The sequence below is a fragment of the Sandaracinobacteroides sayramensis genome (assembly GCF_022014495.1).
GTDB lineage: Bacteria > Pseudomonadota > Alphaproteobacteria > Sphingomonadales > Sphingomonadaceae > Sandaracinobacteroides > Sandaracinobacteroides sayramense.
On record NZ_JAKLSQ010000018.1, the window covers coordinates 86,597 to 103,405 of the forward strand.

Annotated in this window: 19 protein-coding genes; 6 read left to right on the top strand and 13 right to left on the bottom strand. The window is 71.3% G+C overall.

Features of this window, described 5'->3' with window-relative positions:
• Window positions 1-32 precede the first annotated feature (32 nt).
• From fliK to L6Q21_RS13350, 10 genes are all read right to left on the bottom strand, one after another.
• Entirely contained in the window at window positions 33-1,160 is a 1,128-nt protein-coding gene (gene fliK / locus L6Q21_RS13305) for a flagellar hook-length control protein FliK (RefSeq protein WP_237831252.1), read from the bottom strand.
• The gene (locus L6Q21_RS13310) at window positions 1,157-1,585 is read right to left on the bottom strand and encodes a hypothetical protein (RefSeq protein ID WP_237831253.1); all 429 of its coding nucleotides are present in this window, start codon (window positions 1,583-1,585) and stop codon (window positions 1,157-1,159) included. The genes fliK and L6Q21_RS13310 overlap by 4 nt, the downstream gene beginning before the upstream one ends.
• The gene (locus L6Q21_RS13315) at window positions 1,582-2,916 is read right to left on the bottom strand and encodes a FliI/YscN family ATPase (RefSeq protein WP_237831254.1); all 1,335 of its coding nucleotides are present in this window, start codon (window positions 2,914-2,916) and stop codon (window positions 1,582-1,584) included. The genes L6Q21_RS13310 and L6Q21_RS13315 overlap by 4 nt, the downstream gene beginning before the upstream one ends.
• Entirely contained in the window at window positions 2,913-3,476 is a 564-nt protein-coding gene (locus L6Q21_RS13320; RefSeq protein WP_237831255.1) for a FliH/SctL family protein, read from the bottom strand. Before L6Q21_RS13320 ends, L6Q21_RS13315 begins: the two co-directional genes overlap by 4 nt.
• Window positions 3,469-4,455: a flagellar motor switch protein FliG gene (locus L6Q21_RS13325; RefSeq protein WP_237831256.1), complete on the bottom strand. Its 987-nt coding sequence runs from the start codon at window positions 4,453-4,455 to the stop codon at window positions 3,469-3,471. Before L6Q21_RS13325 ends, L6Q21_RS13320 begins: the two co-directional genes overlap by 8 nt.
• Window positions 4,455-6,056 (bottom strand): flagellar basal-body MS-ring/collar protein FliF, encoded by a 1,602-nt coding sequence (fliF, locus tag L6Q21_RS13330; RefSeq protein ID WP_237831257.1) that lies wholly within the window; start codon window positions 6,054-6,056, stop codon window positions 4,455-4,457. The genes L6Q21_RS13325 and fliF overlap by 1 nt, the downstream gene beginning before the upstream one ends.
• Window position 6,057: 1 nt before the next feature.
• Window positions 6,058-6,399, bottom strand: a complete 342-nt coding sequence (gene fliE / locus L6Q21_RS13335) for a flagellar hook-basal body complex protein FliE (RefSeq protein ID WP_237831258.1) — start codon at window positions 6,397-6,399, stop codon at window positions 6,058-6,060.
• The gene (locus L6Q21_RS13340) at window positions 6,396-7,400 is read right to left on the bottom strand and encodes a sigma-54 interaction domain-containing protein (protein WP_237831259.1); all 1,005 of its coding nucleotides are present in this window, start codon (window positions 7,398-7,400) and stop codon (window positions 6,396-6,398) included. Before L6Q21_RS13340 ends, fliE begins: the two co-directional genes overlap by 4 nt.
• Before the next feature lie 277 nt (window positions 7,401-7,677).
• Window positions 7,678-8,106, bottom strand: a complete 429-nt coding sequence (arfB, locus tag L6Q21_RS13345; RefSeq protein WP_237831260.1) for an alternative ribosome rescue aminoacyl-tRNA hydrolase ArfB — start codon at window positions 8,104-8,106, stop codon at window positions 7,678-7,680.
• Window positions 8,103-9,299 (bottom strand): multidrug effflux MFS transporter, encoded by a 1,197-nt coding sequence (locus tag L6Q21_RS13350; protein WP_237831261.1) that lies wholly within the window; start codon window positions 9,297-9,299, stop codon window positions 8,103-8,105. Before L6Q21_RS13350 ends, arfB begins: the two co-directional genes overlap by 4 nt.
• A 141-nt stretch (window positions 9,300-9,440) precedes the next feature.
• Here L6Q21_RS13350 and L6Q21_RS13355 point away from each other — a divergent pair, with 141 nt between their 5' ends.
• The 6 genes from L6Q21_RS13355 (at window position 9,441) to L6Q21_RS13380 (ending at window position 14,548) form a co-directional block, all read left to right on the top strand.
• The gene (locus L6Q21_RS13355) at window positions 9,441-9,914 is read left to right on the top strand and encodes a glycosyltransferase family protein (protein WP_237831262.1); all 474 of its coding nucleotides are present in this window, start codon (window positions 9,441-9,443) and stop codon (window positions 9,912-9,914) included.
• Complete coding sequence (locus tag L6Q21_RS13360; RefSeq protein WP_237831263.1) at window positions 9,911-10,408, top strand: glycosyltransferase; 498 nt, start codon at window positions 9,911-9,913, stop codon at window positions 10,406-10,408. Before L6Q21_RS13355 ends, L6Q21_RS13360 begins: the two co-directional genes overlap by 4 nt.
• Window positions 10,409-10,510: 102 nt before the next feature.
• Entirely contained in the window at window positions 10,511-11,827 is a 1,317-nt protein-coding gene (locus L6Q21_RS13365; RefSeq protein ID WP_237831264.1) for a homoserine dehydrogenase, read from the top strand.
• 18 nt (window positions 11,828-11,845) lie between these two features.
• Window positions 11,846-12,841 (top strand): class II fructose-bisphosphatase, encoded by a 996-nt coding sequence (glpX, locus tag L6Q21_RS13370; protein ID WP_237831265.1) that lies wholly within the window; start codon window positions 11,846-11,848, stop codon window positions 12,839-12,841.
• Window positions 12,842-12,930: 89 nt separating this feature from the next.
• Window positions 12,931-13,626 carry a hypothetical protein gene (locus tag L6Q21_RS13375; RefSeq protein ID WP_237831266.1) on the top strand — a complete coding sequence of 232 codons (696 nt, stop codon included), beginning with the start codon at window positions 12,931-12,933 and terminating at the stop codon, window positions 13,624-13,626.
• A gap of 91 nt (window positions 13,627-13,717) precedes the next feature.
• Entirely contained in the window at window positions 13,718-14,548 is an 831-nt protein-coding gene (locus tag L6Q21_RS13380; protein ID WP_237831267.1) for an alpha/beta fold hydrolase, read from the top strand.
• Between the two features lie 10 nt (window positions 14,549-14,558).
• Here the strand turns inward: L6Q21_RS13380 and L6Q21_RS13385 are convergent, their stop codons facing one another.
• From L6Q21_RS13385 to L6Q21_RS13395, 3 genes are all read right to left on the bottom strand, one after another.
• A complete protein-coding gene (locus L6Q21_RS13385) occupies window positions 14,559-15,857 on the bottom strand; it encodes an O-acetylhomoserine aminocarboxypropyltransferase/cysteine synthase family protein (protein ID WP_237831268.1) in 1,299 nt (432 codons plus the stop codon).
• 75 nt (window positions 15,858-15,932) lie between these two features.
• Complete coding sequence (locus L6Q21_RS13390) at window positions 15,933-16,448, bottom strand: SRPBCC family protein (RefSeq protein ID WP_237831269.1); 516 nt, start codon at window positions 16,446-16,448, stop codon at window positions 15,933-15,935.
• Window positions 16,441-16,767 carry an ArsR/SmtB family transcription factor gene (locus L6Q21_RS13395; RefSeq protein ID WP_237831270.1) on the bottom strand — a complete coding sequence of 109 codons (327 nt, stop codon included), beginning with the start codon at window positions 16,765-16,767 and terminating at the stop codon, window positions 16,441-16,443. Before L6Q21_RS13395 ends, L6Q21_RS13390 begins: the two co-directional genes overlap by 8 nt.
• Window positions 16,768-16,809 lie beyond the last annotated feature (42 nt).

The window sequence follows — 16,809 nt, forward strand, 5'->3', positions numbered from 1 at the left end:
GGGGGAGGTCTTTCGGCGATGGAGAAATGCGGTCAGGCATAACGGTCGATCCGGGTGCTGGCGGAAGGGTTCGCGGCCTCGGCGCCGATGCGCTGGCGAAGCCGCGCGGCGTTTTCGGCCTGTGTCTGCGGCCGCCCCGGCGGCGTGTCGGCGTGTCTCGTCATCCTGTCCCCCTGGCGTCCGCTGGCGTCGCCCGCCGAAGCGGCGGAAAGCCCTTCCGGGCTGCGATCCGTTGGCCTGTCCTGAGGCTTCTCTGGCGCCGGCTCGGGGCGCAGTTCCACACGGATTGCCTCCACTTCGGCGCCAAGCGCCGTCAGTTCCTGGCGAAGCTCCGGCTCGGCGGCCTCCAGCCGTGCGAGGCTGTCCGCCGTGGCGGTGGCGATCGTCACCTCCAGCGCGTCGCCTTCAGCCAGCTCCACCACAATATCCGGCGTGTGCAGGGAAGCTTCTCCCTCCATATCCGGGGTCGGGGGCGGCAGTTGGGCAAGCGGAGGCTGGCTTTCCGGGATAACGGTTTCCATTTGCGGGGCTTGCGGGGCAGAGACGGCCACTTCCATCCGCAATGGCGGCATTTGCGTGGCCGAGGCTGCGACAGGTGCGCTCGCGCGGGGCTGGCGCGGCCGATCGTCCGAGGGGTTGCGCCCGCTCTCCGCGAGACTCGGGGCGATCGGGGCCGCAGTGGCGACGGGTGTCATGATGGAAGGGGCAGCGGTCCGGCCGCTGCCGGGGTTGGGCGCGTTCGCCGCCGGGCCGGCGGGGGCTGGCGCCCCTGTCGCCATGACGGGAATGGGTGCCGCACGCTTCTCCCGCTCCGGCGTCGGCGGCGCGGATTGCATCTGCGGGGCGAGCGGTCGGCCGGTGCCGGATTCGGGCCTTGGGTCCAACCCCGGTTCGGGGGCGGGCTGCTCCAATGCGGCGGCCGTTTCGACAACGACCTCCAGCGGCAACGGCACAGGCAGCCCGGCAATGGCTTCGACAGCCGGCGTCTCGGCCATGTCCACCGAATCCGTTTCCGGCACATCCGCAGCGGTGGCGGCCTGTTCCTCGGGCTCCGGCGGCGGGAGCGTGAAAACCGGCGTGGACTTCGCCGCCGAATGCCGCACGGGCGAGAGGGCGGCCAGAATCGGGGGCGCGGCGAGTGGCGCCGTCGTCGCGGTCATGGGGCTTTCCTTTTGAGGGGTGGCACGCGCTCGGCGCTTTCCATTTCTTCCGCCTGCCGTTCGGCGGCGGCGCGGGCGGCTGCGAAATCGCGCTCGGCGCGGCCGTGGCGGGCGGTGGCGGCGGCAAGCGCCAGTGCCGCCGACTTGCGCGCCCGCTCGGCCTCCTCGGCCTGGCCGATCGCGCTTGCGAGAACCGGGCCGAGCAACGCCCGCAACGAAGCCGCGCCGCGAAGCGCCGAAAGGGCGGTTTCGCCGGGCGGCGTGCCGCTAGCCTCGATCAGCCCGCGCACCTGCCCCAACCGCTGCCCGGCCGTTTCAACCCGCAGCCCGGCCGCCGCCAGCCGCGTTTCGCCCGCGCGCAGAGCCACCTGCCGCACCCCCAGCAGCCGCGCCAGCCGGCGGCTTTTCGCCTGCATCGCCGTCATTCCCCGCCCCATTCGGCGAGCAGCGCCGACAGGCTGTCGGCGAAGCCGAACCGCTCGGCCTGCGCCTGCGCCAGAAAGCTCTCCAGCAGGTCGGCCCGGTCCAGCGCCCGGTCCAGCTTCGGGTCCTGCCCCCGGCTGTAGGCGCCCATCGCCACCAGATCGCGGTTGCCCTCCACCAAAGTCAGTTCGCGGCGGAAGCGGGCGGCGGCGGCCAGATGCGCCGGGTCGGCGCAGTCCGCCATGGTGCGGCTGAGCGATTGCGACAGGTCGATGGCCGGAAAGCGCCCGCGCCCGGCGATGGCGCGGTCGAGAAGGATATGCCCGTCCAGCACGCCGCGCGCGGTGTCCACCACCGGGTCGGAGACCAGATCGTCGCCATCGGCCAGCACTGTCATCAAGGCGGTGATGGCGCCGCCGCCGGCCCGGTCGTTGCCGGCACGCTCGACCAGACGCGGGATCAGGTCCAGCGCGGAGGGCGGATAGCCGCGCCGGCCGGGCGGCTCGCCCGCCGCCAGCCCGATTTCCCGCTGGGCATGGGCGACACGGGTGAGGCTGTCGACGATCAGCAGCACATGCCGGCCTTCCGAGCGCAGCCATTCGGCGATGGCGAAGGCGCGCAGCACCCCGCGCACGCGCAAGGGGGCGGCGGCATCCGCCGGCACCGCCACCACATGCGCGCGCGCCAGGGCGGCGGCGGGAAGCTGGCCGAGGAAAGCGCCGATCTCGCGCCCGCGCTCCCCCACCAGCGCGATCACCACGGAGTCGGCCTCCGCGCCGCGCGCCAGCTGCTGCATCAGCACCGATTTGCCGACACCGCTTCCGGCGATCAGCCCCACCCGCTGGCCGCGCCCCAGAGTCAGCAATGTGTCGATGGCGCGCACGCCGGTGGGCAGCGCCTGCGTCACTTCCGCCCGGTCGAGCGCCGGGAGGGGTCGGCCGGCGAGCGGCCAATTGTCCAGGGTGCGCAACGGGCCGCGCCCGTCCAGCGGCTCGCCGCGCGCGCCGGTCACCCGGCCGAACAGCGCCGGGCCGACCCGCACCCGGTCCGCCCGGCCGCGCAGCCAGGCCGGGGCGCCGGGCGCGACATGCGCCGGCCCCAGCGCCATCAGCAGCAGCCGGTCGGCGCGGAAGCCGATCACTTCGGCTTCGGCGATCGCCAGCCCGTCGCCCAGCTCGATCTCGACCAGCGCGCCGACGGCCGCCTCCAGCCCCTCCACCTGCATGAGCAGCCCCTCGCAGGCGACCACCCGCCCGGCGCGCGAGGGGGCGAAATCCACCCGCGCCAGCCGGGCGCGAATGTCCCCGGCGGCGCGCAGCGCGAAATGCTTCATGGCCGTTCGCCCAGCAGGGCGGACAGCCGGTCGGTCAAGGACTGGCGTTGCAGTGCTGGGCCGGATTCCGCTTCCACCGTGCCGGCCGGCAGACTGTCGCGCGGGGCAAGCGCCCAGCCTTGCGGGCAAAGCGGTCGCGCGCTTTCGAGATCGGCGGGGGCGACATACAGTGTTCCGCCTGCCAGCCCGGAAAGGCAGTCGGCGATCAGCGCCGACAGGGTTTCGAGCGAAACGCCCGGCTCGGTCGCCAGCACCGCCCGCGCGGCCCCATGGGCGAGATCGGCCAGTTCGCGCGCCAGCAGGCTTTCCAGACCCTCGAACAGGCGCAGGGCCAGTGCGCGCACCTCCGCCAGTTCGGCTGCGTGCCGCGCGGCCGACTCCGCAAGCGCCCGCTGCAACGCTTCCAGTTCCGGGCGCGCCTGCGCCAGCGCGGCGGCATGGCCTTCGCGCCAGCCGTCGGCCAGCGGATCGGGCCTGGGGACTGCCTGCATCGGCACCGGCTTCAGCAGCAGCGCCGCCACCGGAACCGCGCGCGCCTGGCGAAGCGAAGGCTCAGACATAGGCCGGCCCCTTGCCGGGCAGGCTGATCGTGCCTTCGGCCGCCAGACGCCGGGCGGCGGCGGCGATTCCCTTCTGCGCGGCGGCGGCTTCGTCCACCTTCACCGGGCCGCGATTGTCCATCTCGTCGCGCAGGGCCTCCGCCGCGCGCTGCGGCATGGCGGCCAGCAGCTTGTCCCGCAGCTCCTCGGGCGCGGCGCGCAAGGCCGGGATCAGCAGCTCCGCGTCCAGCGTCCGCAGCAGATTCTGCAAGCCGCGCGTTTCCAGCGTGGCAAGGTCGGCGAAGGTGAACAGCGTTTCGGACAGGATCTGCGCCGCCCCCGGATCGGCGTCGGAAAGCGCCTTCAGCGCCATGTCCTCGTCCAAGCCTGCAAGGTTGATGAGGTCGGCGGCGCGCTGCATCCCGCCCAGCCCGGTCAGCGGCTGGCGCGGGCGGGCGGTGGCGATTCGCTCGGCCAGCGCCGCGTCCAGCGCCTCGGCGGCGTGCGGCGTGACCGGGCGCAGAGTCGCGATCCGCCGCACCAGATCGGGCTGGCAATCGGCCGGCAGCCGCGCCAGCACCATGGCGGCGCGCGGCCCGGGAAGCTGCGCCAAAATCAGCGCCTGCGCCTGCGGATGCTCGCCTTCCAGCAGGCTGGCGATGGCATAGGGTTCCAGCCATTGCAGCCGCTCGAACAGCGGCGAGCGGGCGTCGTCGCCCAGCCGCTCGATCATGCCGCCGGCGCGCTCCTCGCCCAGCGCCCGGCCGAAGAGGTCGCGCACCGTCGGCGAGCCTTCGCCCACCGCCACCGTGTCGCGGGCGATATCCAGCACTTCGTCCAGCAGGGCGTCGATGGCGGCGGGGCTGGCTTCCGCCACCGAGAGCATGGCGCGGCCGATCGCCTCCACTTCGGCGGGTTCCAGCCGGGCGAGCAGTTGCGCCGCTTCCGGCTCCTCCAGCAGCAGCAGCAGCAGCGCCGTCTTTTCCGCTCCGGACAGCATCAGGCCTTCACCTCCTCAGTTTCGGCGGGAGCGGCCAGCAGGCGGCGGGCGACGGCGGTGGCCCGCGCGCTGTCGGTCGCGGCCAGCAGCCGCGCCTCGGCCAGTTTCGCGCTGTAATCGACGGGAAGGATCGGCTGCGGTTCGGGCAGAAGCTCTGGCGCCGGCAGCGCCGCCGGCCGGGCCGTGCGCTGGAGGAAGCGCCGGGTCAGCGGCCGCAGCACGAAGCCGATCAGCGCCACGGCGACCAGCGCCACCGCCAGCCATTTGGCGCTTTCCACCACCACCGGCTCCTTCCAGAGCGGTACTTCGGTTTCGACGGGCGCGGCGAAGGGGCGGGCGGCAACGGCGATCCGGTCGCCGCGCCCCTCGTCATAGCCGACCGCGCCTTCCACCAGCGCGCGGATGTCCGCCAGCACCTTCGCCTGCCCGGCCGCCGGCCCCAGCGCGTCGGCGCGGATGGCGACCGCCGCCGTCAGCCGCCGCACCTGTCCGCCCGAACGGCTGGTCACTTCCACCGAGCGGCCGAGCTCATAATTGCGGGTGGCGGATTCATTGCCCGTCGTCTGGACCGTCGGCCCGGAGGCCGCCGGCGGCGGAGTGGCCGTCACTGTCGCGGCGGACGGGATGGTGTTGCTGAGCGCGCCGGGTATCCCCATCGCGCGCGGCTCGGAGGAGGTGCTGCGGCTCGACTGTTCGGAGCGCAGCGCGCCCTCCTTATCGTAGCGTTCCTGCGAGGCTTCGCGCGCGGCGAAATCCAGCTCCACCGAGACCTGCGCCGAGACATTCTCCGGCCCGACGACCGGCCCCAGCAGCGCCAGGATCGACTGGCGCGCGCGCGCCTCCATCTCCGCCTGCACCCGCAGCCGCCGGTCGTCGGCGGACATGCGGCCGGCGCCCGGCTCGCCCGCCAGCATCCGCCCCATCTGGTCGGCGATGGCCACATTGTCCGGCGAAAGGCCGGGCACCGCGCCCGCCACCAGATGCACGATGGAGCGCGCCTGCGCGTCGGAGAGGGTGCGGCCCGGCGCCAGCGTCAGCGTGACGGAGGCGGTGACTGGCGCCCGCTCGCGCACGAAGGGGGAGGCTTCCGGCTGGGCGATCAGCACCCGCGCCGCCTCCACCCCCTGCAGCGATTCGATGGACGCGGCGAGGTCGCGTTCCTGCGCGGATTTCAGCCGCGCCCCTTCGATGGCGCGGCTGGTGCCGAGCGGCATGTCGGCCAGCAGTTCGGCGCCTCCGGGCGCGGCGCGGGGCAGGCCCTGCCCGGCCAGCAGCATGCGGGCGCGGGCGTGGTCGTCGGGCGGCAGCAGCACGTCTCCGGTCGCGCGGTCGAGCGCGACCTTCATCCCCGCCTGTTCCAGCGCCGCGACGACCGCCGCCTTGTCGCTTTCCGGCAGTTGCCGGAACAGCGGCGCGCGTTCGGGCGGGGCGAAGATCAGCCAGCCTATCAGCGCCAGCGCGATGGCGGCGGCGGCAAGGGCGGGCAGCGCCGCGCGCGAGGCCAGCGGGCTGGCGCGCAGCTTGTCCAGCGGCCCGGCGAGTGCCGCCGGAAGGGCGGGGCGGTCGGGCAGGGAAGCGGGTGAAACAGCAGCGTCCGCCATCTTACACCGGCATGTTCATGATGTCGCGATAGGCGGTCAGCAGCCGGTTGCGGGCCTGCAAGGTCGCCTCGAAAGCGATGGACGCCTTCTGCCGGCTCAGCATCACCGAGGCGATGTCGTGCGTGTCGCCCCGCTCCCAGGCGGCGCCATCGGCGCTGCTGGTGCTTTGCAGGCCGTTCACGGCTTGCAGAGCCTGCTGCATGGCGGCGCCGAAGCCGCCGAGCTTCGCGGCCTCGGCTGGGCCGCCGATGCGGGCGGCGGAAAGCGCCTGGCTGCGCTCCAGTATCTCGGCCCGCAAGGCCAGCACGCCGGACAGGCCGAGGGAGGGGGAAAGGCCGCTCATGCCATCGCCGCCTGCAAGGGTGGCGCCGCGCGCCGGCGCGGCCGGCCTGCCAGCGCCGCCAGCTTGTAGCGCAGCGCGCGTTCGGAAATGCCCAGCCGCCGCGCCGCCTCACCCTTGCGGCCGGCGCTTTCGGCCAGCGCCACTTCCACATCCCGCGCCTCGCGGTGGCGCTGGCGGTCGGCCAGCGTCAGCGGCTGGGCGGCCGGCAAGGCCAGATGCTCGGGGCCGACCGGGCCGCTGCCGGCCAGGATCGCGGCGCGCTGCAACTGGTTCGAAAGCTCCCGCACATTGCCCGGCCAGTCGTGGCGCAGCAGCGCCTCTAGCGCCGGCTCGGTGAAGCGGGCGCAAAGGCCCAGCCGGCGGACCAGAGTGGCCGCCAGCGGCAATATATCCCCGGGGCGCGCGGCAAGCGGCGTGAGCGCGATGGGAAAGACCGACAGCCGCCAGTAAAGGTCGGCGCGGAAACGCCCCGCCTCCACTTCGGCTTCCAGATCGCGGTTGGTGGCGGCCAGCAGCCGCACATCCACCTTCACCGGGGCCGTGGCGCCCAGCGGCAGCACTTCCCCCTGCTCCACCGCGCGCAGCAGCTTCGCCTGCAAGGTGAGAGGCATTTCGCCCAGTTCGTCCAGGAACAGCGTCCCGCCGTCCGCAGCGCGGAAGAGGCCGGGGGCCGCCCCTTGCGCGCCGGTGAAGGCGCCGCGCTCATGGCCGAACAGCATCGCTTCCAGCATCGCGTCCGGAAGGGCGGCGCAATTGACCGCCAGGAACGGGGCGCCGGCGCGGGGGCTTTCCTCGTGCAGGAAGCGGGCCATCACTTCCTTCCCCGCGCCCGAGGGGCCGGTCACCAGCACCGTCGCCCGGCCGCCCGCCGCGCGGCGGGCGAGGTCGAACAAGGCCCGGCTTGCGGGATCGGCGGCCACCGGTCCGGGCCGGTCCTCCGCCAGAAGCGCCGCGAAGCGCCGGGCCAGCGGCCCCGTTGCATCCTGCCTGTCGTCGGTCATCCAATCCCCCAAGCTCTCGACATGAACGGCACCGGAAGGGGCCCGCCGGGAGGGTCAGGCCCGGCGGGCACGGCCGTGATGCTGGCGTCAGGGCTGCTGAGGGGTCGACGCAAACATTCCGGTAACCGGCCGTTCAGCGGAGGGAGAAGCAAAAGCCGTGCCAACCGCCCGCCCCTGGGCGGCGGCGTGGGATCGGGGCGGAAAGCGCCAATCGGTTGACGCTTCGGAACCGGAAAGCGTCAAAATCCTGACGGCCGGCGATTCAGTCGGCCAGCGCTTAGTCAGCCGTGGGCTTGCCTCGCCCGGACTTCACGCCCGAACGGCGCTTCTTGGAATCCAGCCGCCGGGTCTTGGAACCCATGGTCGGCTTGGTGGGGCGGCGCTTCTTCGGAATCACCGCGGCGGCCGCCAGCAGCTCCATGAGGCGCTGCACGGCATCCTCGCGGTTGGCGCCCTGCGTGCGGAAACGCTCGGCGAAGATCAGGATCTCGCCCGCGTCGGTGAAGCGCGAGCCCGCCAGCTTCGCCGCCCGCGCCTTCAGCGGCGGCGGCAGCGAGGGGGAGCCGGCCAGGTCGAAGCGCAATTCCGCCGCCGTCGACACCTTGTTCACATTCTGCCCGCCCGGCCCGGAAGCGCGGACGAAGCGGAACGCCAGCTCGTCTTCGTGGATGGCGAGGCCGGGCGCGAACTCCAGCCAGCCGGTCATGCGCGGGTCACCCGGTGCAAGGCCCAGGCCGAGCCGGCGAACCCGGCCGCCATCGCCGCCGCCATCGCCAGCGGCCCGGCGGCGGCGAAGGGGGCGGTAAGCGCACCGGCCAGCGCCCCGAAGGCGAAGGCGCCGGCGCCGATCAGCGCCGAAATGGCGCCGGCCCGTTCCGGCATGGCGCCCAGCGCCAGGGCCGAGCTGTTGGCCGAGACGAAGCCGTAGGAGCCCAGACCCAGGAACAGCAGCGCCATGGTCACGCCGAGGCCGGCCTGGCCGAACAGCGCCAGCAGCAGCAGGATCGCCGCGAAGCCCAGCGCCGCCAGCGAGCCGCGCCGCGCCACCACGTCCGGCGGGAAGCGCAGCAGCAGGCGGCGGTTGATCTGGGTGGTGAACACCAGCCCCAGCGCGTTCAGCGCGAAGATCCAGCCGAAGGCGGAAGGCGGCTGGTGGAAATGCTCCATGAAAAGCGCGGGCGAGGCCGCTATATAGGCGAAGAGCGAGGCGCCGTTCAAGGCGCCTGCGCCCACGAACCCCAGCACATGCGGATCCTTCAGCGCCGCCCAATAGCTGCCGAGCGGGCTTTCCCCGGCGGCCTGCGCCGCCGCCTCGGGGCTGAGGCTTTCCGGCAGCCCGAAGAACACCGCCGCGCCGACCGCCAGCCCGAAGGCCACCAGCACCAGGAAGATGGAGTGCCAGCCGAACAGATGCATCAGCCCGGCGCCCAGCGTCGGCGCCAGCATGGGCGCCACCGCCAGCACCAGGAAGGTCAGGCTGAAGAGGCGGGCCGACTCCGTGGTGTCGAACCGGTCGCGGACGACGGCGCGCGAGATCACCACCCCGGCGCAGGCGCCCAGCCCCTGCACGAACCGCCCGGCCGACAGCGTTTCGATGCTGGGCGCGAAGACCAGCGCCAGCGACGCCAGCGTGTAGAGCAATATGCCCGCCAGCAGCGGCAGCCGTCGCCCCACCCGGTCGGACAGCGGGCCGAAGCCGAGCTGGCCGATCGCCATGCCGGCAAGGAAGGCCGACACGGTGAATTGCGCGGCGGCGGCGGTCGCGCCGAAATCCCGGGCGATGCTGGGCAGCGCCGGCAGATAGAGGTCGATCGAGAGCGCGCCGAAAGCGGTCAGCGACCCGGCGAGCAGGATGAAGCCGGTCGTCGGGCGGTTGTCGGCGGGAACGGGCGCGTGCATGCGGGGCGCCTAGCACGCCCGCTTGCCCTTGGCACCTGCCCGCGCCTCAAGTAACGGGGCGGCGTTCAGGGCCGAAAGCCAGAAGCGAAAGCCAGAAGCGAAAGGATGAAAGCGGATGCACGCCGGACCCAAGGCCTTCGCATGACGAAGGTCCTCGCCATTTCCTCGACCGGCGGCCACTGGGTGCAGCTGCTGCGGCTGTCGCCCGCCTGGGACGGGTGCGAGGTGCATTACGCCACCACCACCGGCGACTTCCGCCAGCGCGTCGCCGATCTGGCGGCGGCGCGCGGCCAGAAGGCGCCGGGCTATCACATCTTCACCGACGCCAACCGCTGGCAGAAGGCGCGGCTGGTGAAGCAGATGCTGGAAGTGACGGCGATCCTGATGAAGGTCCGCCCCGATGTCGTCATCAGCACCGGGGCGTCGGCCGGCTATTTCGCGATCCGGGTGGGCAGGATGCTGGGCGCCCGCACCTGCTGGGTGGACAGCATCGCCAACGCCGAAGTCCTGTCGCTGTCCGGGGAAAAGGTGGGCCCGCACGCCGACCTCTGGCTGACGCAATGGCCGCATCTGGCGAAGCCGGGCGGCCCTCTGTGCAAGGGAAGCGTGCTGTGATCTTCCTCACCGTCGGAACGCAGGAACCGTTCGACCGGCTGGTCGCCGCCGTCGACGACTGGGCCGCCGCCCACGACACCCCCATCTTCGGGCAATTGGGCGCGCTGAAGCCGGACAGCTACCGCCCGAAGCATTTCGAATGGCGCGACTTCATCAGCGCCGACGACTATCAGCGGCGGCTGGAGGCGAGCGACCTGCTGGTGGCGCATGTCGGCATGGGCTCGATCATCTCCGCCCTCACCTTCGGCAAGCCGCTGGTGATGATGGCCCGCCGCGCTGCGCTCGGCGAGCATCGCAACGAGCATCAACTGGCGACCGCCGCCCGCTTCGAGGGGCGCGCCGGCCTGCATATCGCCGCCGAAGCAGCGGATGTGGGGCCGCTCATCGACCGGGTGCAGGCCTCTGGCGGCGACGGGGCGGCGGCCGGGCTTTCGCCCTATGCTGCGCCGGAACTGATCGAGACGCTGAAAAGCTTCATCCACGCCGGGCGCTGACCCGGAAACGCTTCATCCACGCCGGGTGCCGACCCGGACAAGCGCCACTTCATCCCAACCGCCCCTTCCCTCGGGGCCAAAGTTCCGGCAAGGCCCCGCGACATGAGCAGCAATCCCCCAAAAGCCGGCCCGCTCAAGGTCGGTCTGGCCGGTCTCGGCACGGTCGGCGCCGGAGTCATCAAACTGCTCGACGCCAACGCCGCCCTCATCGCCCGCCGCGCCGGCCGCCCCATCCTCGTCACCGCCGTCTGCGCCCGGGACCGCACGCGCGAGCGCGGAGTCGATCTCGCCCGCTTCCAGTGGGTGGACGATGCGACGACGCTCGCCGGGCGCGACGATGTGGATGTGGTGGTGGAGCTGGTGGGCGGCGCCGACGGCCCGGCGCTGACGCTCGCCCGCGCGACGCTGGCGGCGAACAAGCCCTTCGTCACCGCCAACAAGGCGATGATCGCCCACCATGGCCTGCTGCTGGCGGAACTGGCCGAGGCGTCCGGCACGCCGCTGAAGTTCGAGGCGGCGGTGGCCGGCGGAATCCCGGTCATCAAGGGCCTGCGCGAAGGCGCCGCCGCCAACGAGCTGAGCCTCGTCACCGGCATCCTGAACGGCACCTGCAACTATATCCTGACCCGGATGGAGAAGGAGGGGCTGGAGTTCGCCGACGTGCTGGCGGACGCCCAGCGCCTCGGCTACGCCGAGGCCGATCCGAGCTTCGACATCGACGGCATCGACGCCGCGCACAAGCTCTCCATCCTCGCCGCCATCGCCTTCGGCTCCCGGCCGGACTTCCACGCCGTCGAAACCTGCGGCATCCGCGACATCCGCCTCGCCGACATCCGCCAGGCGGCGGCGCTGGGCTTCAAGGTCCGCCTCGTCGGGCTGGCGCAGGTGCTCGACGGGCGGCTGGTGCAGCGCGTGCACCCCAGCCTGGTGCCGCTGTCGCATCCGCTGGCGGCGGTCGAGGGGCCGCTGAACGCCGTCGTCGCCGAAGGCAATTTCGTCGGCCGGCTGCTGTTCACCGGCCGGGGCGCGGGCGAAGGCCCGACCGCGTCGGCCGTCGCCGCCGACCTGATCGACATCGCCCGGGGGGAAAACGGCCCGGCCTTCGCCATGCCGGCCGACGCGCTGCACAGCCTGCCGCCGGCCGGCGCCGAAGCGCGCCATGGCCGCGCCTATATCCGCCTGACGGTGGAGGACCGGCCCGGCGTGCTCGCCGATATCACGGCGGCGCTGCGCGACGCCGGCGTCTCCATCGAGAGCCTGATCCAGCCGGCCTCGTCCACGGACGGGATCGCCCTTGTCGTCATGCTGACGCATGAAACCGGCGAGGAAGCCATCCGCAACGCCCTTTCCGCCATGGCCGCGCTTCCCGCCGCCATCGGCACCCCGCTCTTCATGCCCATCCTGCCGCAAGACGGCTGAGCCAACAGGGAATCCGAGATGACCACCGACCGTTCGCAACTGCAGCCCAGCCAGGTCCTCGACCGCGTCCTCGTGCTCGAAATGGTGCGGGTGACGGAATATGCCGCCATCGCCGCCTCGCGCCTCGTCGGCCGGGGGGACGAGAAGGCGGCCGACGCCGCCGCCGTGGAAGCGATGCGCGACGCCCTCAACAAGCTGGCCTTCGACGGCACGGTGGTGATCGGCGAGGGCGAGCGCGACGAGGCGCCGATGCTGTTCATCGGCGAGAAGGTCGGCTCGGCGCAAGGCTCCGGCCCGAAGATCGACATCGCGCTCGACCCGCTGGAAGGCACCACCATCACCGCCAAGGCCGGGCCGAACGCGCTGGCGGTGCTGGCGATCGCCGAAGAGGGCGGGCTGCTCTACGCGCCGGACGTCTACATGGAAAAGCTGGCCATCGGCCCGGGCTACGCGGAAGGAGTCGTCTCGCTGACGAAGACGCCGACCGAGAATGTGCAGGCGCTGGCGGCGGCGAAGGGCGTCGAGCCGCACGAGATCATCGCCTGCGTGCTGGACCGGCCGCGCCACGAGGCGCTGATCAGGGAGCTGCGCGCCATCGGCTGCGGCATCCACCTGATCCCGGACGGCGACGTGGCCGGCGTGATCGCCGTCACCAATCCGGAAACCACCATCGACATCTATCTGGGCTCGGGCGGGGCGCCGGAAGGCGTGCTGGCGGCGGCGGCGCTGCGCTGTGTCGGCGGCCAGTTCGAAGGCAGGCTGATCTTCCGCAACGAGGACGAGAAGGCCCGCGCTCGCAAGACCGGCATCACCGACTTCGACCGGATCTACAAGCTGGAAGACCTTGCCAAGGGCGATGTGATCTTCGCGGCGACCGGGGTGACCGACGGCAGCCTGCTGGAAGGCGTCCGCCGCTGGAAGACGGGGCGCATCACCACCGAAAGCATCGTGATGCGCGCCAGCAGCGGCACGGTGCGGCGGGTGAAGGGCGACCGGCGCGGCGACCCGGCCTGAGGGTTCGAGCAGTGCCCTCCCGCGATTTCCCCGATGGAAGGGATAGCCGGCCGCGCCCATAGTCACGGCCGGCATCAGGGAGAAGGCATGTGGTTCGGAACATGGACTTCAGCAGTTGGGAGGGGATTCTCTCGGCTTTGATCGGTATAGCCCTCTTCACCTTCATCGGCGTCGGCATCCGCCTGGTGATGATGATGACGATCCAGCAGCGACGGGAACGGCTTAACCGGCAGATCAACGAACGGCTGCGCGCCCTGATCGCCGCCTACAAGGTTCTGGGGGGCTCGTTCACCGGCACGCTGACGGTGGATCCCACCCATCTGCGCCAGCTGCGCGAATCCGCCCAGTCGAGCGGAGAAGGCGCCGCCATCGACCTCGGCGGCGGTTCGGAGCGCGCCCGGCGCATACGGGACGCGGTGGAGGCGGCACTTTCCGACATCATCCTTCTGGGCACGGAGGAACAAGTCCGGCTGGCGGTGCGTGCCGCTGCCGAACTGGCCGCCGGGCACCTCGTCCATACGGACGAACTGGTGATCTCGCTCAGGAACTTCATCCGCGAGGCACTGGATCTGGACGAGTTGCCGGCCGGCATCGCCATCCCCCGTCAGGGCCCGGCACGCCAGGCCGGTGGCGGCGGTGGCAGCAAACGGGAGGAAGGCGGCCGGCAAGGTGGCGCTGGGCGCGGCGCTGAAGGCGGCGGCATGGGGGCGGGAATGGGAGCCGGCATGGGCATGGGGGCCGGGGTCGGGATGCGCCGCCTCGGCGGCGGGCAGGAAGGCGACTGACCCATCGGACTTGCTGCTGTCATACGGCCGGGTTCTACTCCGGCGGTCGGCGCTACGACTCGGCAAGCGCCGATCCGCAGGAGACAAAGCCATGGGCGAATTCCTGACCAGCGACGGCGCAAGCATTTTCTATAAGGACTGGGGGCCTAAGGAAGCCCGCCCCCTCGTCTTCCATCACGGCTGGCCGCTCTCGGCCGATGATTGGGACAATCAGCTGCTCTTCTTCCTGGAGAAGGGCTTCCGCGTGATCGCCCATGACCGGCGCGGCCACGGCCGCTCCACCCAGACAGACAGCGGCAACCAGATGGACCGCTACGCCGCCGACGTCGCCGAACTGGCGGACGCGCTCGACCTGACGCGCGCCTTCCATATCGGCCATTCCACCGGCGGCGGGGAAGCGGCCCGCTACGCCGCCCGCGCCCAAGCCGGCCGCGTCGCCGGCGCCGTGCTGATCGGCGCGGTGCCGCCGGTGATGGCCCGGACCGACAGCAACCCGGACGGCCTGCCGATCGAACTGTTCGACGGCTTTCGCGCCTCGCTCGCCGCCAACCGCGCGCAATTCTATCGGGATGTGCCGAGCGGCCCCTTCTACGGCTTCAACCGCCCCGGCGCCGCCGTCTCGCAAGGGCTGATCGACAATTGGTGGCGGCAGGGCATGATGGGCGGCGCCAGGCCGCAATATGATTGCATCAAGGCCTTCAGCGAAACCGACTTCACCGACGATCTGAAAGCCATAGGCGTGCCGGTTCTGCTGCAGCACGGCACCGACGACCAGATCGTGCCCATCGGCAATTCCGCCGAAAAGGCGATCCGCCACCTGAAGATCGGCACCTTGAAGACTTATAAAGGCCTGCCCCACGGCATGTGCCAGACACATGCCGATATTGTGAACGAAGACCTTCTGGCCTTCGTTTCCAGTTAAAGGCTCCGCGTCAGGCGCTGGCCTTGTCCAGCGCCTGACCCAGATCGGCGAGGATATCGTCGATATGCTCCAACCCGATCGACAGGCGCACATAGCCCTCGCTCACCCCGGTCGCCGTCTGCTCTTCGGCGGAAAGCTGACTGTGGGTGGTGGACGCCGGGTGGATGGCAAGGCTGCGCGCATCGCCGATGTTCGCCACATGATAGAATAGCTGCAAAGCGTCGATGAAGCGCCGCCCCGCCTCGCGCCCGCCGGCCAGTTCGAAGCCCAGCAAGCCGCCCAGCCCGCCCGTCAGCACCGCCTTCGCCCGCTCGGCCTGCGCGCCCGTCTGCAGCGACGGATGGATCACCTTCACCACATCCGCGCGGGCCTTCAGATAATCCACCACCTTCAGCGTATTCTCTGAGTGGCGCGGCATCCGCAGCGGCAGCGTTTCCAGCCCCTGCAGGATCTGGAAGGCGTTGAACGGCGACAGCGCCGCCCCCAGGTCGCGCAGCAGCACGGTGCGGGCGCGCAGGATATAGGCGATCGGCCCCAGCGGCTTCGCCGCCTCGCTCCAGACGGCGCCATGGTAGCTGGGGTCGGGCGTGTTCAGAAGTGGCTGCCGCTCCGGGAAGGCGGCCCAGTCGAAATTGCCGCCATCGACGATCAGGCCGCCGATGGAGGTGCCGTGGCCGCCGATATATTTGGTGGTGGAATAGACGATGATCGCCGCGCCATGGTCGAACGGCCGGGCGATCAGCGGCGCCGCCGTGTTGTCGACGATCAGCGGAATGCCCAGCCCCCGGCCCAGGGCGGCGATCTCCGCCATCGGGCAGACGACCAGCTTAGGATTGGGCAGCGTCTCCACATACCAGGCGCGGGTCCGCGAGTCGGAGGCTTTGGCGAAGGCTTGCGGGTCGGCCGGGTCCACGAAGCGGGTTTCGATCCCCATGTCCTTCAGCGAATTGGCGAACAGGTTCCAGGTGCCGCCGTAAAGATCGGTGCCGGACACGATATTGTCGCCCGCCCGCGCCAGATTCTGCACCGCATAGGCGGACGCCGCCTGCCCGGAGGCGACCGCCAGCGCCGCCGCGCCGCCTTCCAGCGCCGCCACCCGCTGCTCCAATATGTCGGTCGTCGGGTTGCCCAGCCGGGTGTAGATATTCCCCAGTTCCTTCAGCGCGAACAGGTTGGCGGCATGCTCGGCGTCGCGGAACTGGTAGGAGGTCGTCTGGAAGATCGGCGGCGCGACGGCCCCGGTCGCGGGGTCGGCCCGCCAGCCGGCATGCAGGGCCAGCGTTTCCGGGTGCAGCGGGCGATTCGTCATGCTCGATCCTCCTTCGGCGTTTGCGGGGGTGCATAAGCGATTCCGGCGCCTTTGGAAGATGGAGAATCCCCCCGCTCAGCCCAGCAGCCGCTGCATCTCCGCCTCCGCCGCGGCGTGCAGCGCCCAGAAGTCGGCCACCCCTTCGCCCCGAACCCGCCGCTCCAGCGCCGCGAGATGCGAATGCCAGCCGCCGCCGAAATTCGCCGCATCCGCCCGGCCCCTGAGGCCCGAATGGGTGAGGATCAGCCGCGTCTTCCCTTCCTGCGCGTGCAATTCGAACGTCACTTCGCCGGCCGCGCCATCCTCCCAACCGATCGTCAACAGGTGCGGCGCTTCGCAGCGGATGATCCGCTCCTCCCAGCTTTGCCCCAGATAAGGGCGGTAGCGCTCCGGTGTCGGCACGGTCTCATCCGAAAGACGGTCGTGGTGCATCGTCATGGTGATGCGCCCACCCGGTCGCGCCTCGGTCGGCCCGCCCATGAACCAGCGGCCGCGCAGGTCCGGATCGACCAGGAACTGCCACACTTTCTCCACCGGCGCGTCCAGCAGCCGTTCGAAGCGGAGGCTTTGCGCCGTCACCACATCAGCCATCGCCCATCTCCCTCAAAGCCGTTTCCAGCGCATCCAGGCGCCCGTTCCAGAAATCTTCCCATTGCAGCAGCCAGTCGCTGGCTTCGCGCAGGCGTTCGCCCTTCAGCCGGCAAAGCCGCTGCCGCCCCGCCTTGCGCTGCTCGACCAGCCCGGCGCGGGTCAGCACGCCCAGATGCTTGGAAGCGCCCGCCAGGCTCATCCGGTGCGGGGCCGCCAGTTCGCCCACCGTCTTCTCGCCGCCTTTGAGATCAGCCAGCATGCCGCGCCGGGTCGGGTCCGACAGCGCGAGAAACAGCGTATCGAGTCGATTATCAACCATAAGGTTTAATATCATGTTTCCATAAACAATCAACCGACGAGT

What these genes read in the sequence shown, in the direction of transcription:
- fliK (WP_237831252.1), bottom strand. Translation starts at nt 1,160, where the DNA reads ATGACCGCGACGACGGCGCCACTCGCCGCGCCCCCGATTCTGGCCGCC.
- L6Q21_RS13310 (WP_237831253.1), bottom strand. Translation starts at nt 1,585, where the DNA reads ATGACGGCGATGCAGGCGAAAAGCCGCCGGCTGGCGCGGCTGCTGGGG.
- L6Q21_RS13315 (WP_237831254.1), bottom strand. Translation starts at nt 2,916, where the DNA reads ATGAAGCATTTCGCGCTGCGCGCCGCCGGGGACATTCGCGCCCGGCTG.
- L6Q21_RS13320 (WP_237831255.1), bottom strand. Translation starts at nt 3,476, where the DNA reads ATGTCTGAGCCTTCGCTTCGCCAGGCGCGCGCGGTTCCGGTGGCGGCG.
- L6Q21_RS13325 (WP_237831256.1), bottom strand. Translation starts at nt 4,455, where the DNA reads ATGCTGTCCGGAGCGGAAAAGACGGCGCTGCTGCTGCTGCTGCTGGAG.
- fliF (WP_237831257.1), bottom strand. Translation starts at nt 6,056, where the DNA reads ATGGCGGACGCTGCTGTTTCACCCGCTTCCCTGCCCGACCGCCCCGCC.
- fliE (WP_237831258.1), bottom strand. Translation starts at nt 6,399, where the DNA reads ATGAGCGGCCTTTCCCCCTCCCTCGGCCTGTCCGGCGTGCTGGCCTTG.
- L6Q21_RS13340 (WP_237831259.1), bottom strand. Translation starts at nt 7,400, where the DNA reads ATGACCGACGACAGGCAGGATGCAACGGGGCCGCTGGCCCGGCGCTTC.
- arfB (WP_237831260.1), bottom strand. Translation starts at nt 8,106, where the DNA reads ATGACCGGCTGGCTGGAGTTCGCGCCCGGCCTCGCCATCCACGAAGAC.
- L6Q21_RS13350 (WP_237831261.1), bottom strand. Translation starts at nt 9,299, where the DNA reads ATGCACGCGCCCGTTCCCGCCGACAACCGCCCGACGACCGGCTTCATC.
- L6Q21_RS13355 (WP_237831262.1), top strand. Translation starts at nt 9,441, where the DNA reads ATGACGAAGGTCCTCGCCATTTCCTCGACCGGCGGCCACTGGGTGCAG.
- L6Q21_RS13365 (WP_237831264.1), top strand. Translation starts at nt 10,511, where the DNA reads ATGAGCAGCAATCCCCCAAAAGCCGGCCCGCTCAAGGTCGGTCTGGCC.
- glpX (WP_237831265.1), top strand. Translation starts at nt 11,846, where the DNA reads ATGACCACCGACCGTTCGCAACTGCAGCCCAGCCAGGTCCTCGACCGC.
- L6Q21_RS13380 (WP_237831267.1), top strand. Translation starts at nt 13,718, where the DNA reads ATGGGCGAATTCCTGACCAGCGACGGCGCAAGCATTTTCTATAAGGAC.
- L6Q21_RS13385 (WP_237831268.1), bottom strand. Translation starts at nt 15,857, where the DNA reads ATGACGAATCGCCCGCTGCACCCGGAAACGCTGGCCCTGCATGCCGGC.
- L6Q21_RS13390 (WP_237831269.1), bottom strand. Translation starts at nt 16,448, where the DNA reads ATGGCTGATGTGGTGACGGCGCAAAGCCTCCGCTTCGAACGGCTGCTG.
- L6Q21_RS13395 (WP_237831270.1), bottom strand. Translation starts at nt 16,767, where the DNA reads ATGGTTGATAATCGACTCGATACGCTGTTTCTCGCGCTGTCGGACCCG.